We start from the raw sequence: 22,239 nt of genomic DNA, 5'->3' as shown, positions 1-22,239 counted from the left end.
ATTTCTTGTTCGGTTTGAATTATTATTAGAATTAACTGATCGGGCGGTATGAATTACCTTAAAAGATCCTACCTACTGTTGTTAGAAAATCAAATCGATGACTATATTTTGCAGTTATATCAGCACCTTAGACAGTTGTTCGGTTCTGGTAACTGGCTCTGTTGCGCTTAAAAATCAATGTGTTACACTCAAAAAATAGTAATCAGTCGCTTCAATCAACTAATTATAAGGCATTCCCGATGATTAAAGACCTTTTTGAACAGCTTAAGAAAAAGGTAGACATTAGTTCAGACCCGCTGTCCACAGAGGACACAAACTCTCCTATTACAAAACTCACAACAGACAAATTAAAAGCGATTGTTGCAGATTTAACTAATGCAGGGCCTATTTTTGAGGAAGCCGGATTTATTATGGAGCAACTCGAGGTTGAAGTGGGCCTACTACCGAAAATTGTTCCGCAATTCCATCAAATAAAAAAGGTTGCCAAGGAAGATGAAGAAGCAGTTCTTCAACAACTAAGCGACAGGAAACTGCTTCAATTTGTTCTCCAGTCATTGTTTAAATCAAGTCGCATGGAAGCATTGCTAGGAAATACCGATCTCGGTTTACATGCAATCGAAATCGAAATCTCTGCGCCGCCATCGGTTCGCACGATATTCAAGCGAAAGCCCGCGAATCCCAGTAGTGAAAAGCTTGATACTAATGCGCAAACAACTGACAAGATAACGCACCACTAAGGGCTCATTTGCTGCCCCGCTTTTTGATAAAAGTTTAATTTGGCAAATTGATAAAGTTTAGTAACAAGTTAAGTTTGTGATGAACTGCTGAGCCTTGTAAACTCGTCGATTATTCTTTTAGTTGGATGCGCGTTAAAATGACTATAACAAAATCGCTTACTTACCTTTCTTTTTTAGTGCTAGTACTTGGTTGCCAATCGGTACAACAACCCGGTCAAGCCCCCAAAATGTCAGCTAACGAGCAAGTAACCAAACTGGTTAATGATTACAGCGAACAAAGCTTACAATTTAATCCGATCAGAGCGACATTTATTGGCATAGAAGGATACAACGATAAATTCTCGCCGATTATCAGCGAAGAAAACCGCCAGAAAAACCTCGCATTTCATCAAGCGTTCTTAGAGCGTGCAAAGTCAATTGATATCAATCGACTGAGCGGTCAATCACGGCTCACTTACAAAATATTTGTCCGAGACAGAGAAATGGCATTGCAAGGAAGTCGATTTCCTTTCCAATATATTCCGATCAACCAAATGGCAGGGGTCCATAACTTTTTCGCTCAGTTGGGTTCGGGAAACAGTGTACAACCATTCAAGACTGAAAAAGACTATCGAGACTTTATTAAGCGTTCTGAAGGGTTCGCTGCTTGGATGGATAGTGCAATTGCTTCAATGAAACAAGGGATTGAAAAAGGTGTCGTTCAACCAAAGCCGATTATTGCTAAAGTCCTCCCACAACTTGAAACTCACCTCGTAGAAGATGTTCGCGAAAGCATTTTTTATCAACCGTTAATCAACCTACCAAGCGAACTTGCAGACAACAAAAAGCTTATCGACGATTTTACTCAGAGTATCACCAATACGATAATCCCCGCCTACTCTCGTATGTATAACTTCATGAAAAATGAGTATATGAGTGCGGGACGCGAAACAGTCGGACTTTCGGCATTACCCGACGGTAAGGCTTGGTACGAATTCATGATCAAAACGCACACTACGCTTGATCTAACGGCGGAAGAAATACACGAATTTGGTCAACAAGAAGTAGCGCGAATTTTAGCGGAAATGAAATCGGTCAAACAAACTGTTGGCTTTAAAGGTGATCTCCCTGCTTTCTTTGAATTTTTGAGGACAGACGATCAATTTTATTTTGATAAAGAAGAAGACTTGATCAACGCTTATACCAATATTAAAACTAAAATCGATCGTTTAGTACCACAGTTGTTCGAGGTCTTCCCGAAGGCTGACTATGAAGTAAGAGCCATACCTGCATTTCGGGCCGCTTCTGCCGCGGGTGCCTCCTACCAAAGTCCAGCGCCCGATGGTTCGCGACCTGGCATATTTTTTATCAATACTTACAACTTAAAATCGCAACCAAAATTTTTAATGGAAACGCTCTCTATTCACGAGGCGGCACCAGGACATCACTTCCAAATCGCCATTCAACAAGAACTTGAAGACCTCCCCTCTTACCGAAAGTTTGGTGGTTACACTGTTTTTGCAGAAGGTTGGGCGCTTTATGCTGAGAGCTTGGGTAAACAATTAGGACTCTTTACCGATCCATACATGTGGTACGGTCGACTGGTTGATGAGCAACTTCGTGCTATGCGTCTGGTGGTTGATACTGGACTACATGCTAAAGGCTGGACCAGAGAGCAAGCTATTGATTTCATGCTAGCCAATTCATCGATGGCAAGGTCAGATGTAGAAGCTGAAGTTGAACGATATATCGTTATTCCAGGCCAAGCAGTCGCCTATAAAACCGGCGAAAGAAAAATTCGCCAGCTCCGAGAATATGCCAAACTTGAACTAGGCGATAACTTCGATATTAAAAAGTTTCATACTCAAGTGCTAATCGATGGTAGCATGCCAATGCCGGTCCTAGAAGAAAAAATTAAAAATTGGGTCGCATCACAAAAAGGATAAAAGCAAAAAGAAGTGGATCCAGGGGTTAAGGATTGAGCGATTCAGGCAACAAGAATACCTGATAAATTAAAATCTTAGGCGCTTGTTCAGCGCCTCTCTCAAACTTAATACCAAAAACAACGCGAATAAAAAGAATTAAGATAGTAACGTTAAAAATGAAGCGAAATAGAAACTAATCTCGACAGTTCTTAATAATTAGTCCAATCGATGCCACTCATTGACATCCTGCCAATCGCGATACTTCTCCTCACCGCCGCGGCTCTTCCAATCTGAGTCGATGGTCAGTTTAGAGCTAATACCCCCTCTGGGATTGCAATTCATAACCACTCGCAGCCGTTCAGGTTTGTACACTTCAATTAGGTGATCGTAAAAGATATTGATTAATCTCTCATAAGAAACAACTATGTCTCTCAGCTGGTAAACATAATGTTTGAGTGCTTTGAGTTCGATAATTTTGTCTTTTGGGTAAAAGGTTAAATAAAAAGTCGCAAAGTCCGGTTGCTCTTGAACACCCAAAAAAGTGAACTCAGGAATCTTAATATTGATTTCATAAGCTTGATTAGAAGGGTTGGGTAGCGCGATAAGTAAACTGCTGTCAATTGCCTCGTAGGTCTTTATGTTCGAGCCCATTATTCCTCCAATGTTTTCTGGTCTCTAAAATCGCGAGCGCCAAGTGCTATCTTGACGTGGCTTTAGCCGTTAAACGTGAATATTCACACTTAATCGCCTTAATGGTATAACTTTAAACATAACAAATTACTGATATTTCAAGTATATCAACAAGTTATAGCTCTTTGTAAAGGTTAAAATGAAGAATAGACTGGATAATTAAACATCTAGTAACGAAATTGGATATCTCACCGCTTGAAAGTGGCTGCTCTTGTATGTTTCTATTACCGGATATCCCTAAAAACCGGCACCTTATTGGTTTGAAGGGCATTATTTAAACAACAATAAATAACAAATAAGCACTAACTTTCATTACATTTCTTAAGGTAAATTTCAATGAAGAGAAAACTACTCGCAAGCGCTGTTTGTTTCGCGTTAGTCACAGCATGTGGACAACAAGACTCAAAACAAGCCGAAGTCGCTGCTGACGCTAAAGCAGAAAGTAAAGTTGAGGCTAAAGCTGAAACCAAAATACTTAAATCAGGTATCAACATAGAAAACATGGATAAAAGCGTCCGACCTCAGGATGACTTTTATAAGTACGTTAATGGTACTTGGTTGAAAAACACTGAAATTCCTGCCGATAAATCAGTTTACGGTACTTTCGCGCTACTTGCGGACAAAGCCCGCGAGGACGTTAAAGCGATTATCGAAGAAACTTCAAGTTTAGAAAGTGTTGAAAAAGGTTCTGATGCACAAAAAGTCGGTGATCTTTTCCGCAGCTATATGAATACCGAGAAGCTCGACCAACTAGGATTTGAGCCAATCAAGCCGATGCTCGCTAAAATCGATGCCCTGAAAACTCATGATGATGTTGTCGCCTACTTTGCAGCATCGCAAAAATTTAACGCTGACTCACCTTTTGGTTTCTTTATTAATAATGACTCAAAAGATCCAACCAAGTACATCGTTTACATGGGTCAGTCTGGACTGGGTTTACCAACTAAAGAGCATTACTCTAAAACTGATGAAAAGTCAGTCAAGTTAAGAGAAGACTATTTAGCACACGTTGAAAGAATGCTTAACATGGCTGAAATTAAAACAGCCAAAGAGGATGCAGCAAAAATTATGGCGCTGGAAACTGCGCTAGCTGATATTCAATGGACACGTAAAGAAAGCCGTGACCGTAATAAGACTTACAACAAGTTAGATATGGCAAAACTTGCCGAGATGGCTCCAGAGATCAACTGGCAGCTCTACTTTTCGACTGCAGGTATCAATGAAGAAAACATTATCGTTCGCCAGCCCAGCTACCTAGAGAAGCTTAGTGGTTTATTGAAAGAGACATCAGTTGAAGATTGGCAAAAGTATCTCAAGTGGAACATCATCAATGGTGCGGCGAGCATTTTAAGCAGCGAATTCGACCAAGCTAACTTTGATTTCTACAGCAAAACGCTGCGTGGTACAGAAGCGCAGGAAGAACGTTGGAAGCGCGGTGTTTCTACCGTCAACCGCCTTCTTGGCGAAGTTGTTGGTAAAATCTACGTTGAGAAACATTTCAAGCCTGAGGCAAAAGCTCGTATGGTCGAGTTGGTTGAAAACTTGAGAGAAGCTTACCGTTTAGCCATTATCGATCTGGAATGGATGGGTGAAGAGACTAAAAAACAAGCCCTCGATAAACTCGCCAAGTTCACACCAAAAATCGGTTATCCAGACAAATGGCGCGATTACTCTGCGTTAGAAATTTCTGCAGATGACCTATTTGGTAACTTCATGCGCTCAGCTGAGTTTAACTATAACCGCCAGGTCAACAAACTTGGTAAACCGATTGATAAGACTGAGTGGTTCATGTCACCGCAGCGCGTTAACGCTTATTACAACCCAGTAATGAATGAAATTGTTTTCCCTGCAGCGATTCTACAACCGCCTTTCTTCAACATGGAAGCTGATGATGCTGTTAACTATGGTGGTATCGGTGGTGTAATCGGCCACGAAATGGGTCATGGTTTTGATGACCAAGGTTCAAAATCAGATGGTGACGGTGTCCTGCGTAACTGGTGGACCGAGCAAGATTTAGCTGAGTTTAAAAAGCGCACTGGTAAACTCGCTTCACAATACAGCCAGTTTGAACCGCTACCAGGAGAGCACATTGATGGTGAACTCACATTGGGTGAGAACATCGGTGACTTAGGCGGTCTAACAATCGCGCATAGAGCTTACATGTTGTCGTTAGATGGTAAAGAAGCACCTGTAATTGATGGCTTTAGCGGTGAAGAACGTTTCTTTATGGGCTGGGCACAAGTTTGGGCTTCTAAGTACAGAGACCAAGCAATGACACAGCAATTGATTCGTGGTCCACATTCTCCTGCTACTTTCCGTGGAAATGGTCCTTTGATGAACATGCCTGAATTTATGAAAGCCTTGGATGTAAAGCCTGGCGATGGCATGTATAGAGCACCAGAAGAACGTGTTAAGATCTGGTAAGCGCTATTAGCTAAGATTAAAAATCCCTGCTTATGCAGGGATTTTTTTTGGCAATAAACTTTGTCCCCAACAAGGCGCATGCTATCGTGGATAACTCACTTAAAGTGGTGCCCATCATCTTATCATCTCATCATTAATAAAGATCTCTCAAAACGACACAACTACTAAAATTAATAAATAATAGCAGCGTTAAAGAAGCCAATTGATACTCTTAAAAAACGATGAACGCCTTCAGAGTGCGGAAAATTCAAAGAGAGATAAAGAGATACGGCTAACTAGAATCGAATATCTCTAGATATAAAACCGAATAACTAGAGGGTAGTACCCCTCTTTTGTCGGTCGATAACCCTAAATAATTATTTTGAATGAAGTCAGTTCTTAGCGGAACACTAACTTTAACGGTTTTTGATCATCAATAGCTGTTTCTACGGCAACATTTTGCTTCAATAAACTAAGCTCCATCACTTCATCATTCATTGATACGCAATCGCCTTGCGAAGTCATTTTTGAATTAATATTAATTTGTGAAGGTTGTGAATGTTTATCGATGTACCAAAGGCTGCCATCAACATCTCTTAGAATTTGCGAGCTAGTATAATTAACAAACTTATCGCCTAAGCAATTTTCAGTTAAGTAGAAACGCTCAGAAAGCGGTTCGCCGACTTGACTCTTTGAGTTCACGACAAACTGATAACCGGTTTCGGTGACGCCTTGAAACTCTCCCTTGTCAAGATTCATTGGGTAGACGTCGGCAATGTATCTGCCATCAAAGTCTACCAATACCAGCGAGGGTACGCCCTCTTCTGCAGCATCTTGATTCATATTGAGCGCAGCCAATTTTAGATTGAGTTGATTAAATAAGTCGTTCGACTGCTCTTGCCTCTCGACGATTTTAGCTTGAGCTGCGACTAATGCTTGATTAGTTTCATTAATTGAAGATAGCTGCCAAAATAAGATAGCTTGAACGGCAAAAATTACGCCAACGACTCCTATCAGCCAACCACGTTTCTTTTGCCCAGCTAGTTGATCCAATGATGCGACAAAATCATTATGTGACTCCATTCTATGCGCTAGTGCATGCTCAAAATTTTCCAGCGTTTGATGAATTTCTCGATGAATGAGTCGTGTTTGCTGACGAGTAAGCTGATAAAGTTCTTCTGATTGTTTAACTCGTTGCTTTTTTAAATAGGGTTCGAGGCGTTGTCGCCAAAATATTTGCCAAGATGGTCGTTTTTCAGATTTTAGTCCTGGTTCAGTAGCCGGCAGTTCTTCGTTAACTATTGGTTTCGGTTTCGCCGGATTCTCAGTTTTGGCCAGTTGCTCTTTTTCACCGTTTACCATACCTAGTTTTTCTAAAGCATTGATTAGCAACTCTTTCTCTAACCCCTTGGGTAGTACATCTACCGCGCCAAGCGCCCTCGCTTGACTGACATAAACCTCTCCATGTTTGGCTGTGTACATCATTACAGGGATAGTCGCTGTCAATGGATTGTTCTTGATGACCTTTATCGTTTCAAGACCGTCCATACCTGGCATCGTATGATCAAGAAAAATGATATCTGGTTTGTTATTTTGTAGATAATCTATCGCTTCTTCTGCTGAATAGACCGAGAAACTTCGAATATTTAAAGGCTCTAACATATTAGCCATAACGCGGCAGGCTAAACGTGAATCATCGACTATTAAAGCGCTTTTAATCATTATTATGCTCCAAACATTCCTATTGCTTTAACGCTAAACTCCCTTACTAACTCAATCCAAGTGAGTTTTAAATTTAAAAATACTAATTTAACCAATAATTATTATTCACCAAATAAAAAACGCTAGAGTACAAAGTGTACTCTAGCAATCATTACTAACATGACTAAATTGTTAGTGGATTACAATGCATATTCTGTTAATTGATTACTCTGAAACACAATCCAACTCCATATTGGTTTGGAACATAAAGTTAGATTGAGTAGTATGTCGCTCCGCAAAAAATAGAGCGAAGCTATATCGATTCCCTGGTATTAGTCCTAACTCGTTAGCAACCTCATCGATGTTAACTGATTTTTGTTTAACCGGATGAACACCACCGATATCAATGACTAATTTACCATCAATAAATACCCAAACATCATCATCACCTTTGAAGGTAAACGTTTCTCCTCCGTTATAGTCGAAGAAAAGATGAGTCTCCAAAGTGAAATGATAGTTATGATCAGGTGAGTTGATATGCTCATTGGTATTACCAAAACCCTCATTATCAATTGGGAAGAAACTTGAGTTTTTATATTCCCATATTGTCGAGTCCTGTTCGCGACTTATCGTGATATTTTTAAGAATACGCAAGTTAACACCAGGAACATCGCGATACCATTGGTTGAAGTTATCCTCTCCCGTCGTTGTAGGCGTTGAGCTTCCAGGGTGAGCGTAAACCGGTAAATTATCATCACCTAGTTGGCTCGCGACAATACCTTCATCACTGCCAACTCGATATTCAAAGTCAGGGTGCGTGTGCTCAAAGTCTCGGATAATCACCGGCAGTACTCTCGTAGTTTCATTAACAATTTCACAACTACCTTCATCGTACTCGACCTCAACACTGACCGTATCGGGTAAACTGTCGAGCTCGCCATCGTTGACAATCAACTGAACAACATAAGTGCCGGCCAACTCAGGAACAAAGCTTGGTAACTCATTTTGAGTGTTCTCTAGAGTAACATTGCTGCCTGCGGGTTGATGGATAAGATTCCATTGGAAGGTGATATCGTCACCATTAGGGTCAAAACTCTGAGAACCGTCGAGGTTAACCATCTCACCGGTTAATGATTGGCTATCTTCGCCCGCGTTAGCCACTGGTCTTAAATTTTCGCTCGTTAGTAAAACGGTATCTGGCAAGCTATCGAGTTGACCATCATTCACTATCAACTGAATAACGTACTCACCGTACACATCTATCTCAATAGACGGTGTGACACTGGTTGAATCCGTTAATGTTGATTGACTCGATGCTGGTTTATGAATTAACGCCCATTGATACTCAAGTATATCGCCATCGGCATCAAAACTTGCGCTGCCATCGAGTGTCAATATTTCACCTAATAGCGCAGTTTGATCGTCACCCGCTTTTGCTACTGGCGCAGTATTTTCAATCGAGTTTATTAATACGGTGTCAGGCCAGCTGTCTTCAAAACCATCATTGACAATAAGTTGTAGCTCATAAATGCCTTCTGCATCCAATACCAATTGAGGTGAAACTAACGTTGCGTCATCGAATTCAGTAGTGCTAGTTGCAGGACGGCTAATGATCGTCCAAGCATAAGTCAAAGGATCGCCATTAACATCACTACTCGCGGAACCATCGAGCTGAACCGTATCGTTAGTATTTGCACTTTGATCATCGCCGGCGTTCGCAACGGGTTTAGTATTATCGAAATTGAGTGAAACGGTGTCGGGAGCACTCGACACAGTGCCGTCATTGACGACCAATTGAATCACATAAGTTGTGTCTTCATCGGGCGTTAAGCTCGGCGCGACTGCAGTTGGGTCACTCAATGTCACCGAGGTGTTATCAGGCGAAATGATCGTCCATTGATAAGTTAAGCTATCTCCATCGACATCACTGCTGGCAGAGCCATCTAAGACAATAGTTTGTTCAATCGTAAATAACTGGTCAGGCCCGGCATTGGCCACTGGAGGAGAATTAGGTTTAACAACCGTAATAGTCGCTGAATCCACTTCACTATCCAATTCACCATCATTGACAACTAAATTAATGACATAGACACCATCAACGTCAGCTTGCAACGACGCCGAAACGCTTTCGGCATTAGCCAAGCTCGCTTGACTATCGGCAGGCTGCTCATCGATTTGCCATTGATAGGTTAAGTCGTCACCGTCAGGGTCACTACTCATTGAGCCATCTAAGGTAAAGCTATCGCCAGGCGCACCTGATAGGTCGATACCTGCATCAGCGATTGGCTGGCCATTGAGTTTGTTGATTGAAACGGTGACGCTATCTTTTTCACTTTCATCGGTGCCATCGTTGACCACTAACTGGAATACATAATCGCCAATTTTGTCGCCCACAAAACTTGGGTTAACATTATTGGGGTCAGATAAAATCACACCACTTCCCAGAGGCTGAGAAGTAATTGACCATAAATAAGTTAACGGGTCGCCATCAGGATCAGAGCTTCTCGATCCGTCTAACGATACCATGTCGCCAACTTCCGCTTCTTGGTCGACTCCTGCATCAGCAATTGGTGGCGAGTTTGGCTCTTCAACAGTAATCGTTACCGTATCCGAACTAGAAAGCTCACCGTCACTAACCGTCAATTGAGCCACGTATTGGCCTGTCTGGGTTGGCGTAAACGTTGGACGATCGCTATTGGCATTATTAAGCGTGGTACTTCCAGGCTGAGAAACTAAAGTCCAGCTATAACTCAAAGTGTCGCCATCAGGATCGCCACTCGCAGTGCCATCTAATGTTACCAATTCATTCACAGTGGCTAATTGATCGCTACCTGCATTGGCAACTGGTGCGTTGTTCGGTTCAATGGCATCAACCACTACAATAGCGGCGTCACTATCAACTTGACCATCATTGACAATCAGTTGAACTACGTAGCTACCCGCTCTATCTGGGGTGAAGGTTGGGTTGACGGTGGTCGCATTAAACAGTGCAATGCTACTTCCATTTGGTACTGAAGCAAAACTCCAACGATACGTAAGGCTATCACCGTCAGCATCGTTACTACCAGAACCATCTAAAGTGACTAAATTATTGGTTTCAATACTTTGGTTAGGTCCTGCATTCGCTATAGGTTTGTTATTTTCAGGTGCGTCCGCTAAAACATTAACCGTATCTGGCGCGCTATCAAAAACGCCATCATTAACGATTAGTTGAATTACATAGTTACCCGGTAAATCAGGGGTAAACGTCGGGTTTACACTGGTGCTATTGCTAAGAGTCACTGCACTATTGTCGGGTTGATTCACAAATAGCCAGCGATAAGTGATCGTATCGTTATCCGGGTCTGAACTATTCGAGCCATCTAATGTGACCTCCTGACTTAGCATTACCGATTGATCTTCACCTGCATTAGCCGTGGGGCGTTCATTATCTAATACAACTTCTACGACTAAAGTATCAGGTTCGCTGTAGAGCTCACCATCACTTACTATCAGCTCGATGACATACGTACCCAGTTTATCCGGTACAAAACTCGGATTGACGCGAGTGTCATGTTCGATAGATGCTTCACTGTTATTAGGGCTGGATTTAACAGTCCATTGATAAGTAAGTGGATCTCCATCAGGGTCACTACAAGCGCTACCGTCAAAGTTGAACGTATCCCCTAAATATCCATTTTGATCGGCGCCTGCCACAGCCAACGGTGCGTTATTTGGAAAATCACACACGATTTCAGTCGCGTCAGTATTATCTTCAAAACTGGAATCGTAAGGTACTAAACTGAGGTCGTCGCCAACATGAGGTTGCGCCATAGCAATTTCACTATACACCGTGTCCTCTTGCGCTCGAACAATCGGCGACCGCGAGCGAGTTTCGGGATCGAACACCCAAATACCATACTGCACTTTTTGTTCACCTTGAACATCAGGAGAATCACAAAATGAACTAATACCATTATTAACCACCGTGCATTGCGCCCAACTGACAAGTAGTCGTTGAGAACCATCGCGATAAGGCCAAAACGAACTAAACCAACCATTATTAGATAGCTGTCCAGGATACAAATTTATGGTCTCTTGTGTTAATGAACGCGGTGCTAATTCGCCTAATACCGTATCGTTAGAGACTTGTTGTAAAGGCTGCAGCTCAACGATTTCACCGCCAAGCACAGGGTTATACTGATGACGAATCAAACCGAATAAATTGCCAGATTCTGCTTGAAATAGTTGATCGATCGCGAGAAAAGATTCAGCTGAGGAGTCCGTCGTCGCAGTATTGTATAGCTGTTCCATCGACTCGCCATCCGACGATATGGTTAAAATTTTGTGATGGTTCGTTGTATAAACTGCGCCGTTGGTTGACAGCTTAGAAAACTGACATTTTGTCTCTTCGTTCCAAGTTGCAGGAAGGCTTAAACCTTCTGGATACCCTTCCACAGGCTCATTAAGTTTTTGCTGCCCCAACTGGCCTAGGCTACAGTTCGCCATAGGCGTAAAACTTCGCTCCCACCTCACAAATGCGATACGGCCATCTTTGAGTGTCGTGGGGTTAACGTCATGGTTATACCGACCATAAGTAAGCTGAACAATATTCTCTCCATTTACTCCCATAGAATGAAGTAAAGAAGGGTTTTCAGCTGGATCTACTTTGCGGCAAAACTCGCCAACTAATTCAATATTCTCTCTTGGATATAAAGGGTTTCCAGCGTCACGATCCGATGAAAAAATAATTTTATTATCTTGAGTAAAAGTCGGATTCGTGTCCTGTCCGCTGTTTGCGATTGCGTCGTCCTCGATAATACGACGAAGGTTTTTAGTTTCGAATTCGTAGACAAAAATATTCCAACTCGAATCAGTTGGATGGTCATTGTCGCCGCGAGCGGCAAAAATTAATCGCTGGCCGTCCTGTGAGACATTTAAATCTTTAACATCATAAGCCGCAGAGCCAAAATAACCTTGTAAAATATTTTCGTCTTCAGCATTAACATCCAAACCAATTCTTACTAACAGCTCCGCTCCCGGATTAAACTCATAGGGCGTAACAACTTCCAACGGTGATTGCCGATTATCAGTCAGCTTTTCTTCAAACAACTGATTGGTATATTCGCTTTGAGTAACAATACTTCGTTTTACATAAGCAAAGTGAGTTTTGTTTTTAATTACTTGCTCTTCTTCAGCATCTGGAGCCGAACTCTCCGAGCAGCCTAACAAAGTTAGTGAACTCAATGCATAGATTAAAGTGATTCTTATTTTACTTTTAATTGAGCACATAAGCTGTTCCATATACTCTAATTCCTAATGCTAAGATCCTGTCATTAAAGCGGTGGACGATAACGGAAAAGCCTCACAAAAATCGTCGAATTTATCACCAAACTTAAGAATTTGAATGGAAATGTGAAAGACGTCTCTATTTGAACTAAAACCTACTCAGGCTGAGATGAGGTGAAATAAATAATTATCTTTACGTATTATTAAAATGATAAGGTAAAAAGTTAAAATACTTTCAATCACTAAGTCTTGAAATCACATTTAATTATTTTTTATAACACTAAAACAACATTTAATTTGACCACATTAATCGGGACAATAAAGCGACAAGCGGCCGTTAACTTGGAAGGAAATTATAGGTGTAAATAACTTTAGTCGTCGTCACGTCAGCGACACCAAAGTTAATAACTCTAATCTTGCTAAGTAAGGCAGTCTCTAGATCTGCCATTTTAAGTTCACTTGAAATGAGGCGAATATTTGAAATATCGCCATTCGGTTCAATGACCAATTCAAACCGAAATTTTCCATGCATATCGGGCGACTCATTCAGTCGTCGTTGGTATAGTGCATTCAAAAGGCCTTTGTTTCTATCCATGGTCCTTCGAATGCTCTCACTGTCTCTTTGTCCAGATATGAAGCTGCCATGAGTAGAATTACCACCATTGACACCTTCACTAGAAACGACACCTTCAACACTTGCAGTTTCATGAGCCGCTAGCTTAACGCTAGTGGACTTCATAATATTATCATCAGCATCAAGACCCAGACTTTCTGTGGTTGCCCTATTTTCTCCTGTGATATTGCGATTAACGGTCGCCACAACGCCTTTCTTATTGGTCGAAATTTTCTTCTTCTTCATTCCTGCGACGTTAAGCGTTCCGCGAAGCGCATTGAGCTGACTCGAAATATTATCAAGTCCTTGGGTTTTATTAATGACCGTTTTTTGAGACTGCTTTTTTGACGCAGCAGTCGATGAACGCTTATCTTTTACAACTTTATCTTTAGGCGCTTGTGCTTTAGGGGTTGCCTTCGGTTTCGGCTTAACGATTGGTTTTGGTTTAACCGGTTTAGGTTTTGGCGGATCGATTTTAGCCGCTTCTAACACAACTTTAGTTTTTACGATCTCTTTTTCAGGCGCTTGGTACGCTTGTTCAAAAACTGGTAACCACGGAATAATCACAAAGAAAATCGCAAGGACTACAAACGTATTTCGCGTCCACTTAAAAAACTTTTCTTCTTGTTGCGCATTGGGCGACCAAGGCAGTTTCAAGTCAGGCGACAGAGGTTGTATAACCGCAGTTGTCATTTCGCACCTCCTTGTACATTAGCAGATTGCTCTGTACCCGAGCCATTCGGTTGTGCAACTAGAATTGACGACGATGCTATTCGATTGACTGCTAGAGAAATATCGCGAAAGTTTTCTGCACTACAGGTTGCCATTACTCTCTCCAGCAAACTGTATGAAACACTTTTGTCACCCATTATCGTAACCGCAAGCCCATTTGCTTTTTCATAACTTGTGAACGTTTCTTTTTTTTCAGTATATGCCTGTAACGCTTCGGCTAAAGGTCCAATAATTTTTTCTTTTGATTGAGCGACCTCTTCAATCAAGATAATAGATTCATTATTGAGCCAAATTTCATCTTCACCAATAATGATAGACGCTTCAACATGCGGTGCTGATTTTGCACTAGAATCCGGTAATTTTACAAATTTAGCGTTTTCTAGTTGATTCGCATCACCACTATTTAACAACAGAAAAAATACTAAAATAGTAAAAATATCCATTAATGCGACTAAGTTTAATTTAGTCGCAAATGCTGGTTTTTTCACACTTGAAAAATTCAAGTTTGATTGTTCTAAGTGAGAAGTATTTAAGCTGGTCTTGATCATGCTATTTAATACTCGCATCCGCTAAAGATATTTCTGGAAATAACTCTACCTCAACCAAACTAGCTGCGACCACCGTTTTGTATGACTTAACCGCATCCATGGTTGAAACCAAACTCTGATAATCAACGCTAGGACTCGACAAAAGTAACACGTCTCGCTTGTCTACTAGCTGTTTCTTAACTTCCTTCATTACCAGTGACAACTGATTAAAGTCATGTGTCTTTTTATTGCCAGCCTCGACTAATGGAATATCTTTAATTAAAACGTTACTCGGATAAAATACTTTAATCCCTGCATCGCTTAACAACACCTCAAGCTTTGGCGGCGTCTCTTGTGAACTTTCGAAACTCTGGCTTAAATCTGGTAACTTTATTTCGTGAACCGTTATTTGGGTGAAAGTAAGGCTCAACAGCATAACAGGGACGAGAACAATCATAAGATTCATAAACGAAGTAACATCTAGTTCCGCCTCTTCCTGATCTTTTTTCTTTATGTTTAGAGCCATTGTCTATCCACCCAATGCGGTCTTATGCGGCAGGCGCTGGTACTGCTTCTGCCGGTAAATTTTCTTCCACTGGGCTATCCGCAGGGGCTACAGTGATTGATTGAGCGCCAGCATGAATCAACCGGTTATACGTCATAATGTTTAAAAATTTTACTGCCGCCATCTCGATACTTGTGACAATTTTCGCTGTTTTATTTTGCAACACTGAATAGCAAATCAATAAGGGAATAGCTGTAATGAGACCAAAAGCGGTTGTATTCATCGCAACCGAAATAGCCAATGACAATAGCGCTGATTTTTGCGCAGGGTCAGCACTAGCAACCGCTGTAAACGCTGAGATTAAACCTATGATGGTGCCAAGTAGCCCGAGTAAGGTAGCAATGTTAGCTAACATCGATAAGTATCCCGTTCGAGTTTCGAGACGCGGCATCGCCTCAAGCATTCCTTCGTTCATCGCATGTTCAATGTCCGCACGATGCTTAGTCACTTTCATCATATCTAAGCCGCAGCCGATGACGCGTATTACAGGTGCAGTATTCTCTCTTGAAAAAAGTTGCATTTTTTCAAGATCGGTTGTTCTTAGTAATGGTAAGAATTCTTCGAAAGCTTTAATATTTCTTGCACTCTCGCGCGCAAGAAAAAACCAGCGTTCAACAACAATTACTATGCCTAATGCTAATACCGTGGCAATAGGATAAATGAAAAAACCACCCTCTTGAAAAAATCTAATAATGGTACTGTATAGCGCTTCCATCATGGTGCCTCATTTGTTTTTGGAGCTTTATTTTCTAACTTCATATGCTCATACATATTCGATGAACGTAAGAGAACTTTTCGATCAACTAAATCCAAAGTCTTATCGAACTTCGAATCGATATTCCATTGCAACTTATCGGGTGTGCCAATTTCTTGCCAAGGAATAAAATAACTAACAAGTGGCTGTTCTTTATCACCGATAATGTTCGACTGAATTTCAATCGGCTGTTCTTCTGCGAAACTAATCGTTGAAAAAACTGCTAAAGCCGTAAGTGTTAGTTTTAATTTATTCATATTTTTCGATCAAACCAAAAAAAGTACTTAAAATCCTGATTGCTGTCACAATTTTCAACTTTTTAAGGATTAGACGCCGCTAAAGTTGACGCTTGTCGCTTTTCTACAGGTAAATTAATTGCTTCGCCTGTACGAGACTGAATCTCCTCCAGCCACTTAGTATGTCGCTTATTCTTACCCTCGGTTAAAAATAAGTAAGCTTCCATATGACGTTGTGCTTTCAAAGGTTTATTAAGATAAATATCATACAATACAGCCAAATTAAGGTGCGCCTCGGGAAAATCCTTCCACCGAGACAAAGCCCATGAATAAGTATTTTGTGAATCGATAAATTGGCCTAATTCGCGTTGTAGTATCGCTAATCTGATATAGGCATTGACATTATCCAAATTGATCTCGATTGCCTTCTTATAACTCGCTATCGCGGTTTCCGAGTCGTTTTGCTGTCTAGCAATATCGCCTAAAACCACCCAAGGCCCTGATAATTCAGCATCATTCAGAGTAATTTTATTCAGTAACAATTTTGCTTGTTTTAAGTTTCCATTTTGCACGGCGTTTTTAGCAGCAATAAAATTTTTTACCGAATCAACATCTATTCGACTCGATTGTGTTGTATAAGGATTTAGTTCAGCCACATAAGGCACTAATAGACCCGTTTCAGCATCTTTTGTGCGCTGTGGAATGAATTGCACTGTAGAACGCAATTCCGCGGGTTTATTATCAGTATGTAGTAGACCAATCGTTTTTTTAGCCGGATTGGTACCGCAACTCGATAAAATGAAGCAGCCTAAAATTAACCCAAAGGCTTTTAGGAAACTATCGAATTTCATCGCCATAGGCCACCTCCATTTCTCGCTTGTTAAATCGTTCGGGCACTAGAGCTTTCATAGCGAGAAAGCTTTTTTCAATCCACTGATTGTAGTCCCCATCCCAAGCCCTTTCTAAGTTGCCCATATGCAGCTCTACTGCTAGCTCTATAAACGGGGTAGCTTGCTCTTCGAGAACTTTTCGATACAGGCCTACTTCGTCTTGACTGAGGTTTTTCGGCAATTTTACTTGACGTAACTCTTTAGCAAAGCGCTCGTATAAACCGGCCATTTTGTGACTTGACATAGTGACAAACTCCAATACCCCGTAGTCCGCCGCCATTTCATAGCGCTTAATCGCACTCGACAAAGCTTTATTTTTCTTCGGCAAACTCTTTTCAAGATTGCTAGTAAGCTTTAGCTTATTGAACTCATCGGCAAACGAATCACCATACTGTGAGTTAGCCCAGGCAGCCAGCCAACGGCTGCGGTCGTTGCGCTGGTCACCCGCCTTTTGGTCGCCATCAATGATTCGTCTCAACCAAAATAGCTTTTTAGACGTTTGCTGAGTTGTTTCATAAAGTCCGGCGAGCCGATAGCGTGCTTCCATTCTAACTTCGAAGGGTTGCTCATAAGTTCTTGCATACTGTTTGAATAGTTGAATTGCCGTATCAAAATCTTTATTTTTCTCATAAAGGTCGGCAGCAATAAAAAGTGCATCTTGTCGCTTTTTGAGGTCCGTATCCTGCTTGCTTAATTTTAAATATGCATCAGCGGCAAGTTTATACGACTTGTTTTTTTCATAAGCAAAAGCCAATTTGCGATCAAACTCTTGCGCTAATTTATGTTTCGGTTGTTCGCGTTTAAGCGCTTTAAGCTCTTTGATTGCTCTCGCCCATTGTGCCGTTTCGATTAATAATGAAGCAGCATTATATTGCGCAGATACAACTAATTTTGAATTTGGTGCAACAGATTTAATCTTAAGTAGCTTGGTTATCGCTGACTGTTTATCGCCAGAATCGATTAACGCTTCGGACCGCCTAAACATAGTCGATGTCATACGTTCTGTTATTTGTTGGTATTCTTTTGATTTCTTATTGGTGAGGCTACGCTGCTTGAAATAACTCTCCTCCGCTAGCTCCAGGTTGCCTAATTTGAAACTTGAATGGGCAGAAATACCATATGCAGTTTTCTTAAGCGGCTTAGCCAATTGAGTATTAGTTTGAAGTAAATTTTCAGCAACTTCTCGTGCTCTGGGATAGTCCTCAAGACTAAATAAATATTCTGCCGCATTAGTTAAAACAGATGGCGAACGATCATCTTGATGGAAAATCTGTGCAAACTTAAGCATCGACTCTACGGCCTGAGCCTGCCAAACTTTTGTGTCCTGTTTTTGAGTTTCGAGACTTCCAATCAGTTTCTGATAAGAAATAATAGCGGCATAGCCTGCTTTAACCCGGTACTTATCTTGCTTAAAGTGATTTAACTGATAAGCGGCAATTTCATATAGCCTTATCGCAGCAGGAAATTCACCAGCCGAGTAGTATGCCTCAGCTTGTAAGTAGGTGAACTCTGGGACTTTGTCATCCGCTGGAAAGGTCTCGATATATAGCTGATAAAAACGAGCAGCTTTTTCAAAGGAAGCCAGCATTTTAACCTGAAGGTCTTGTCGTTTTTTAGTGCGCTTTATGTTTGGCTTACTTTTGGCTAGCTCACTACTTTGCTTTTCCGCGGCTTGTGCTTGGCTATGATAGTGACTGGCGAGTTCGTCGTAATAGGATTTTAACTGAGATTTAACGTTATCATTAACACCGTTATTCTTAGCATATTGTGACTTTAACCCATAAAACTCTACATACGCTTCTTTTTCGTTAAGCGCTTGTAATGGAAATGCCCCTTTAATGTAAGCCGAGATCAGCTTACTGTGGAGTATCGGCGCGCGAGGCGAGTAATTATATTTTTGTACAAAACGTCTGAATGTATCCGCAGAGTCTTCATAGCGCTCTTTTTTGAGAAAATAGTCGCCTAGGCTATTATAAACTAACCATAAGTAAGCTTTTCCTTGTAATAGGTTATTCTGTTCTAAAACTTGTGCGCCACCACTTCTGGCGAGCGCTAAACTCATCGAGTTAATAGTATCAGTAATTAAAGATTGCTCGGTTTTTTTCGCTTTCTCGACCTCATCAAGATTGTTAAGTAATAGCTCGAGAACCTCCGCAAAAGCACTAATACTCGATTCGTATCGTGACTGTTTATAATGAGCCCACCCTAGCATGTAGTAAGAGTACTTGAGTAACGATTCATTTTTCGAGGTCGTTACCTGCTCGTACTCTTTTTGCGCTTTTCTATAGTCGCCATTGCTATAATAAATCTCCCCCATTCGAAAACGAGCCTCATCGTTATTCTTATACTGAGGATGGCGATTGGTTAACTGCTCTAACATGGCTAATTCTTTTTGTATATAGCCATCCATTTCATAGGCTCTCGCCAACTGATAGAGAACATCGGCGTTGTCAGGCGAGTTGGGATATTTTTTTAGAATCTCTTTATAACTTTTTATCGCTTCAGCATAGTAGCTTTTAATTTCGGTCTCTTTGAGCTGATTTTCTCCACCCTCTAGCATGAACACATCGGCAATACGACGTTCAATTTGTTCTTTTAAAACGTCGTCTTTAAATAACGTGAGTAACTCTTGGTATTCTTCACGAACTTGTTGGTAATCCATTTTTTCAAATTCGATTTCTTTTTCTTTCTTGGGCTTATAGTTTAAATCACCCAAGGTTCGATGACCGCCGGACCCACAGCTGGCTATCAAAAACATGGTTACAAAAGCAATAGTCATTCTCATCATCACTTACTCTCACCTCCATTGCCCACTTGATTTTTACTGCTGTTGTTGGCCTTTTTAATATCCATTAAGGTGGCATCATAAAGACGAGCTTTTGCTAATCGTGATTGAGCAGAATAATAACGCATCCGATCTTCGTGTTTATCTAGCTCGGCATTGATGAGCTTTCTCAATACCGGCTCTAATTTAGCAATGTACTTTTCCGTCAACTTTAGTTTTTTGTGAATTTCTGCGTGCTTATTGGAAACCACCTTGGCATAACTTTTAGGCGGTTGATAGGGCTTATCAACTTGTTTCAACTGTTGAATACGACTATTTAATGACTCAATTTGCCTGTCAGTAGACTCAATAAGCGAAGCCAGCTTTTCTCTTTCTTTTTTCTCTAAAGTTAGGGTATAAAGCTTAAGCTCTGCTTTCTTTTTATCTAACTGCTTCTTGATCGTTTCACTTTTCTTAAGCAACTGTTTTTGTTTCCCTTGCAAGGTTATGCGATCGGAATTACTTAAAATTAACAGATGCTCGTTGGCTTGCCTCGACCAAAAATTGAGATTATTTTGAATCGTGTACAAGTCCGACAATTCCCTTAATGTTTCATTGAACGCATTACTTGAGATTAAATCGAGAACAAATGGCGTTAGTTTATCGTAGTCAACGGTAGGCTCCATTGCATACCAATCTGATTGACCAACAATAGCCTCAAAATTAACGATAAACTCTTTTGGAACATCTTGTTTAGCAATCACCGCTCTGGCTTCGTTAATCGCCTTGATGCCTTCATCAAAAGCATCAATAGCTAACAAATTACTTTTTAATGCCTTCCGGGGTGCCCCCTCTTGTTCGTATAAATGCGCTAACAAGACTTTGGCTTCCTGGACTTCCGGAATAGCAATAGAACGTTCATTTAAAATAGCCAATGCGGGAATTGCTTCTTGAAATTGATTCAATTTAATAGCTGTCCAAGCGTAGGTCAGTAACGCCCTGTTTGAATACAACCCTTCTGTTCGTATGGCACGCAACGCCTCCCATGCAGCGGTAGAGTCTCCACGCTGAATATTGATCTGAGCGATACCGTGGCGAGCGCGATCGGCAAGCGTCGCTAGTTCGCTATTTTGTGACCCCAACAACGAAACACGTTGTAAATATTTAATCGACTCTTCAATTTTGCCCGCGCTAAGTAACTTGATGGCGGTATTGAACAACATATAGGCGTAAAAGGGATTGTTTTTAGGCAGCGATTGTAAAAGCGGCTCAGTGGCGACAAGGTGTTGGCCTTCATTTTGAATTAAGGTCGCGAGATAGTGATACTCTGTATGAATATCTGGCGACAGTTCACCTTTAATGTTAGCAAGCGCCTGGTAAGCTTTTTCTGGCTCTGATTTGTGATAAAGCAGATTAGCTAGATAATACCATGCGCCATTTTTTGTTGCTGGCTCGGTATTCTCATTCAGTAAAGAATCAAATATATCTTTTGCGGGTTCAGCCATTCCGTAAGATAGCAACATACCACCTTTGAGTAACTGACCGTGATTAGCTATAGCTTGTGGATTATCGATTTCAACAGCATATCGATACTCAACTAAAGCATTAAGATAATCTTTTTGATAGTAGTCAAATAGTACAGCTCCCCACTCTAAATCCTCTCGAGAGCTAACGTTTTCATCTGCTTCGACATTTTTTAATTGGAAACAAACAACAAACAATAATGCCAGTTTAATTATTGACGTCGGCAGGTTTAACCCATGGCGAGAAATGTGATTCATCAAAAATCACCACTGCTTAATGAATACAACCGGTTCTTGAGCTTGACCATCATCTCTAACGGCTAGCTCCAGGTATTCGCCAGAATCAGTTTTTTCAAAGTCTAAAGACTTCGCTAATTTGTATGCACGGCCATTCGGCCCTAGCCCTGTAAAAAACGCGGTTGCGGTATGTTTACCTTGATTTAAGTTGGTAATGTAAAGTTTATGAATACCACCACGGGCTAGCGCTTCTCGCTGCTTGTCAGAATAAATATGAGTAGCGACTAAACGGCCGTCTATTTTTAACTTAACACTTTCTAAGGTAAAAAAAAGACCACTGTTCATAGAGACAAAGACCGAATACTTAGTACTCGATGGAAACAAAAGCTTTTCTTCCATCAGTCGCAAATCTTTGTTTAAAGTGACAACATCATCTTTAAGCGACTGAATTCCCATTGAAATTCCTCTCAATGTTTCCAGAGCTTCTTGTTGTACTATTTGATTTTTATCAGCTTTATTTTCAGATAGCACCGAAAATGTTATAAGCATTAACACTAATGCAGGCCAATAAATGAAGTATTTTTTTCGCATAACTTAATAATCCATATATAAGATGCTGTAGTCCTTTAAACAATTCCGACTGCTGAAATGTAAAAGTAGACCAAAATAATATTACAGAACCCTATATCACCAAA

General features: G+C 40.9%; 15 protein-coding genes. 3 read left to right on the top strand and 12 right to left on the bottom strand.

Going from position 1 to position 22,239, the window contains the following annotated elements:
* The first annotated feature begins 239 nt into the window (after positions 1-239).
* Both FLL45_RS03075 and FLL45_RS03070 read left to right on the top strand, forming a co-directional pair.
* Positions 240-737 carry a hypothetical protein gene (locus FLL45_RS03075; protein ID WP_142888309.1) on the top strand — a complete coding sequence of 166 codons (498 nt, stop codon included), beginning with the start codon at positions 240-242 and terminating at the stop codon, positions 735-737.
* Between the two features lie 137 nt (positions 738-874).
* Positions 875-2,662, top strand: a complete 1,788-nt coding sequence (locus FLL45_RS03070) for a DUF885 domain-containing protein (RefSeq protein ID WP_246075739.1) — start codon at positions 875-877, stop codon at positions 2,660-2,662.
* Between the two features lie 195 nt (positions 2,663-2,857).
* On the opposite strand, the gene FLL45_RS03065 is transcribed toward FLL45_RS03070, so the two are convergent.
* Positions 2,858-3,292, bottom strand: coding sequence for a preQ(1) synthase (locus tag FLL45_RS03065; protein WP_142888307.1), 435 nt, complete (start codon positions 3,290-3,292; stop codon positions 2,858-2,860).
* 375 nt (positions 3,293-3,667) lie between these two features.
* On the opposite strand from FLL45_RS03065, the gene FLL45_RS03060 reads away from it, so the two are divergent.
* A complete protein-coding gene (locus FLL45_RS03060) occupies positions 3,668-5,755 on the top strand; it encodes a M13 family metallopeptidase (protein ID WP_142888306.1) in 2,088 nt (695 codons plus the stop codon).
* A 378-nt stretch (positions 5,756-6,133) separates the two neighbouring features.
* Here the strand turns inward: FLL45_RS03060 and FLL45_RS03055 are convergent, their stop codons facing one another.
* The 11 genes from FLL45_RS03055 to FLL45_RS03005 form a co-directional block, all read right to left on the bottom strand.
* Positions 6,134-7,456, bottom strand: a complete 1,323-nt coding sequence (locus tag FLL45_RS03055) for a response regulator (protein ID WP_142888305.1) — start codon at positions 7,454-7,456, stop codon at positions 6,134-6,136.
* Between the two features lie 204 nt (positions 7,457-7,660).
* Positions 7,661-12,718 carry a PKD domain-containing protein gene (locus tag FLL45_RS03050; RefSeq protein WP_142888304.1) on the bottom strand — a complete coding sequence of 1,686 codons (5,058 nt, stop codon included), beginning with the start codon at positions 12,716-12,718 and terminating at the stop codon, positions 7,661-7,663.
* Between the two features lie 322 nt (positions 12,719-13,040).
* Positions 13,041-14,009: an AgmX/PglI C-terminal domain-containing protein gene (locus FLL45_RS23070; RefSeq protein ID WP_142888303.1), complete on the bottom strand. Its 969-nt coding sequence runs from the start codon at positions 14,007-14,009 to the stop codon at positions 13,041-13,043.
* Positions 14,006-14,596, bottom strand: coding sequence for an ExbD/TolR family protein (locus FLL45_RS03040; RefSeq protein WP_142888302.1), 591 nt, complete (start codon positions 14,594-14,596; stop codon positions 14,006-14,008). The genes FLL45_RS23070 and FLL45_RS03040 overlap by 4 nt, the downstream gene beginning before the upstream one ends.
* Position 14,597: 1 nt before the next feature.
* Positions 14,598-15,101 carry an ExbD/TolR family protein gene (locus FLL45_RS03035; RefSeq protein ID WP_142888301.1) on the bottom strand — a complete coding sequence of 168 codons (504 nt, stop codon included), beginning with the start codon at positions 15,099-15,101 and terminating at the stop codon, positions 14,598-14,600.
* A 22-nt stretch (positions 15,102-15,123) separates the two neighbouring features.
* Positions 15,124-15,858: a MotA/TolQ/ExbB proton channel family protein gene (locus tag FLL45_RS03030; protein ID WP_246075738.1), complete on the bottom strand. Its 735-nt coding sequence runs from the start codon at positions 15,856-15,858 to the stop codon at positions 15,124-15,126.
* The gene (locus tag FLL45_RS03025) at positions 15,855-16,151 is read right to left on the bottom strand and encodes a hypothetical protein (protein ID WP_142888300.1); all 297 of its coding nucleotides are present in this window, start codon (positions 16,149-16,151) and stop codon (positions 15,855-15,857) included. The genes FLL45_RS03030 and FLL45_RS03025 overlap by 4 nt, the downstream gene beginning before the upstream one ends.
* Positions 16,152-16,213: 62 nt before the next feature.
* Positions 16,214-16,987: a tetratricopeptide repeat protein gene (locus tag FLL45_RS03020; protein WP_142888299.1), complete on the bottom strand. Its 774-nt coding sequence runs from the start codon at positions 16,985-16,987 to the stop codon at positions 16,214-16,216.
* On the bottom strand, positions 16,968-19,808 hold the full coding sequence (locus tag FLL45_RS03015) for a tetratricopeptide repeat protein (protein ID WP_142888298.1): 2,841 nt from the start codon (positions 19,806-19,808) through the stop codon (positions 16,968-16,970). The genes FLL45_RS03020 and FLL45_RS03015 overlap by 20 nt, the downstream gene beginning before the upstream one ends.
* Complete coding sequence (locus tag FLL45_RS03010; RefSeq protein WP_210247098.1) at positions 19,808-21,565, bottom strand: tetratricopeptide repeat protein; 1,758 nt, start codon at positions 21,563-21,565, stop codon at positions 19,808-19,810. Before FLL45_RS03010 ends, FLL45_RS03015 begins: the two co-directional genes overlap by 1 nt.
* A gap of 6 nt (positions 21,566-21,571) precedes the next feature.
* The gene (locus FLL45_RS03005; protein WP_142888297.1) at positions 21,572-22,135 is read right to left on the bottom strand and encodes an AraC family transcriptional regulator; all 564 of its coding nucleotides are present in this window, start codon (positions 22,133-22,135) and stop codon (positions 21,572-21,574) included.
* Positions 22,136-22,239 lie beyond the last annotated feature (104 nt).

Source organism: Aliikangiella marina (assembly GCF_007004765.1).
GTDB classification, from domain to species: Bacteria; Pseudomonadota; Gammaproteobacteria; order Enterobacterales; family Kangiellaceae; genus Aliikangiella; species Aliikangiella marina.
The sequence above is the reverse complement of the archived record's forward strand: the minus strand, read 5'-3'. Positions and strand labels throughout refer to the sequence as shown.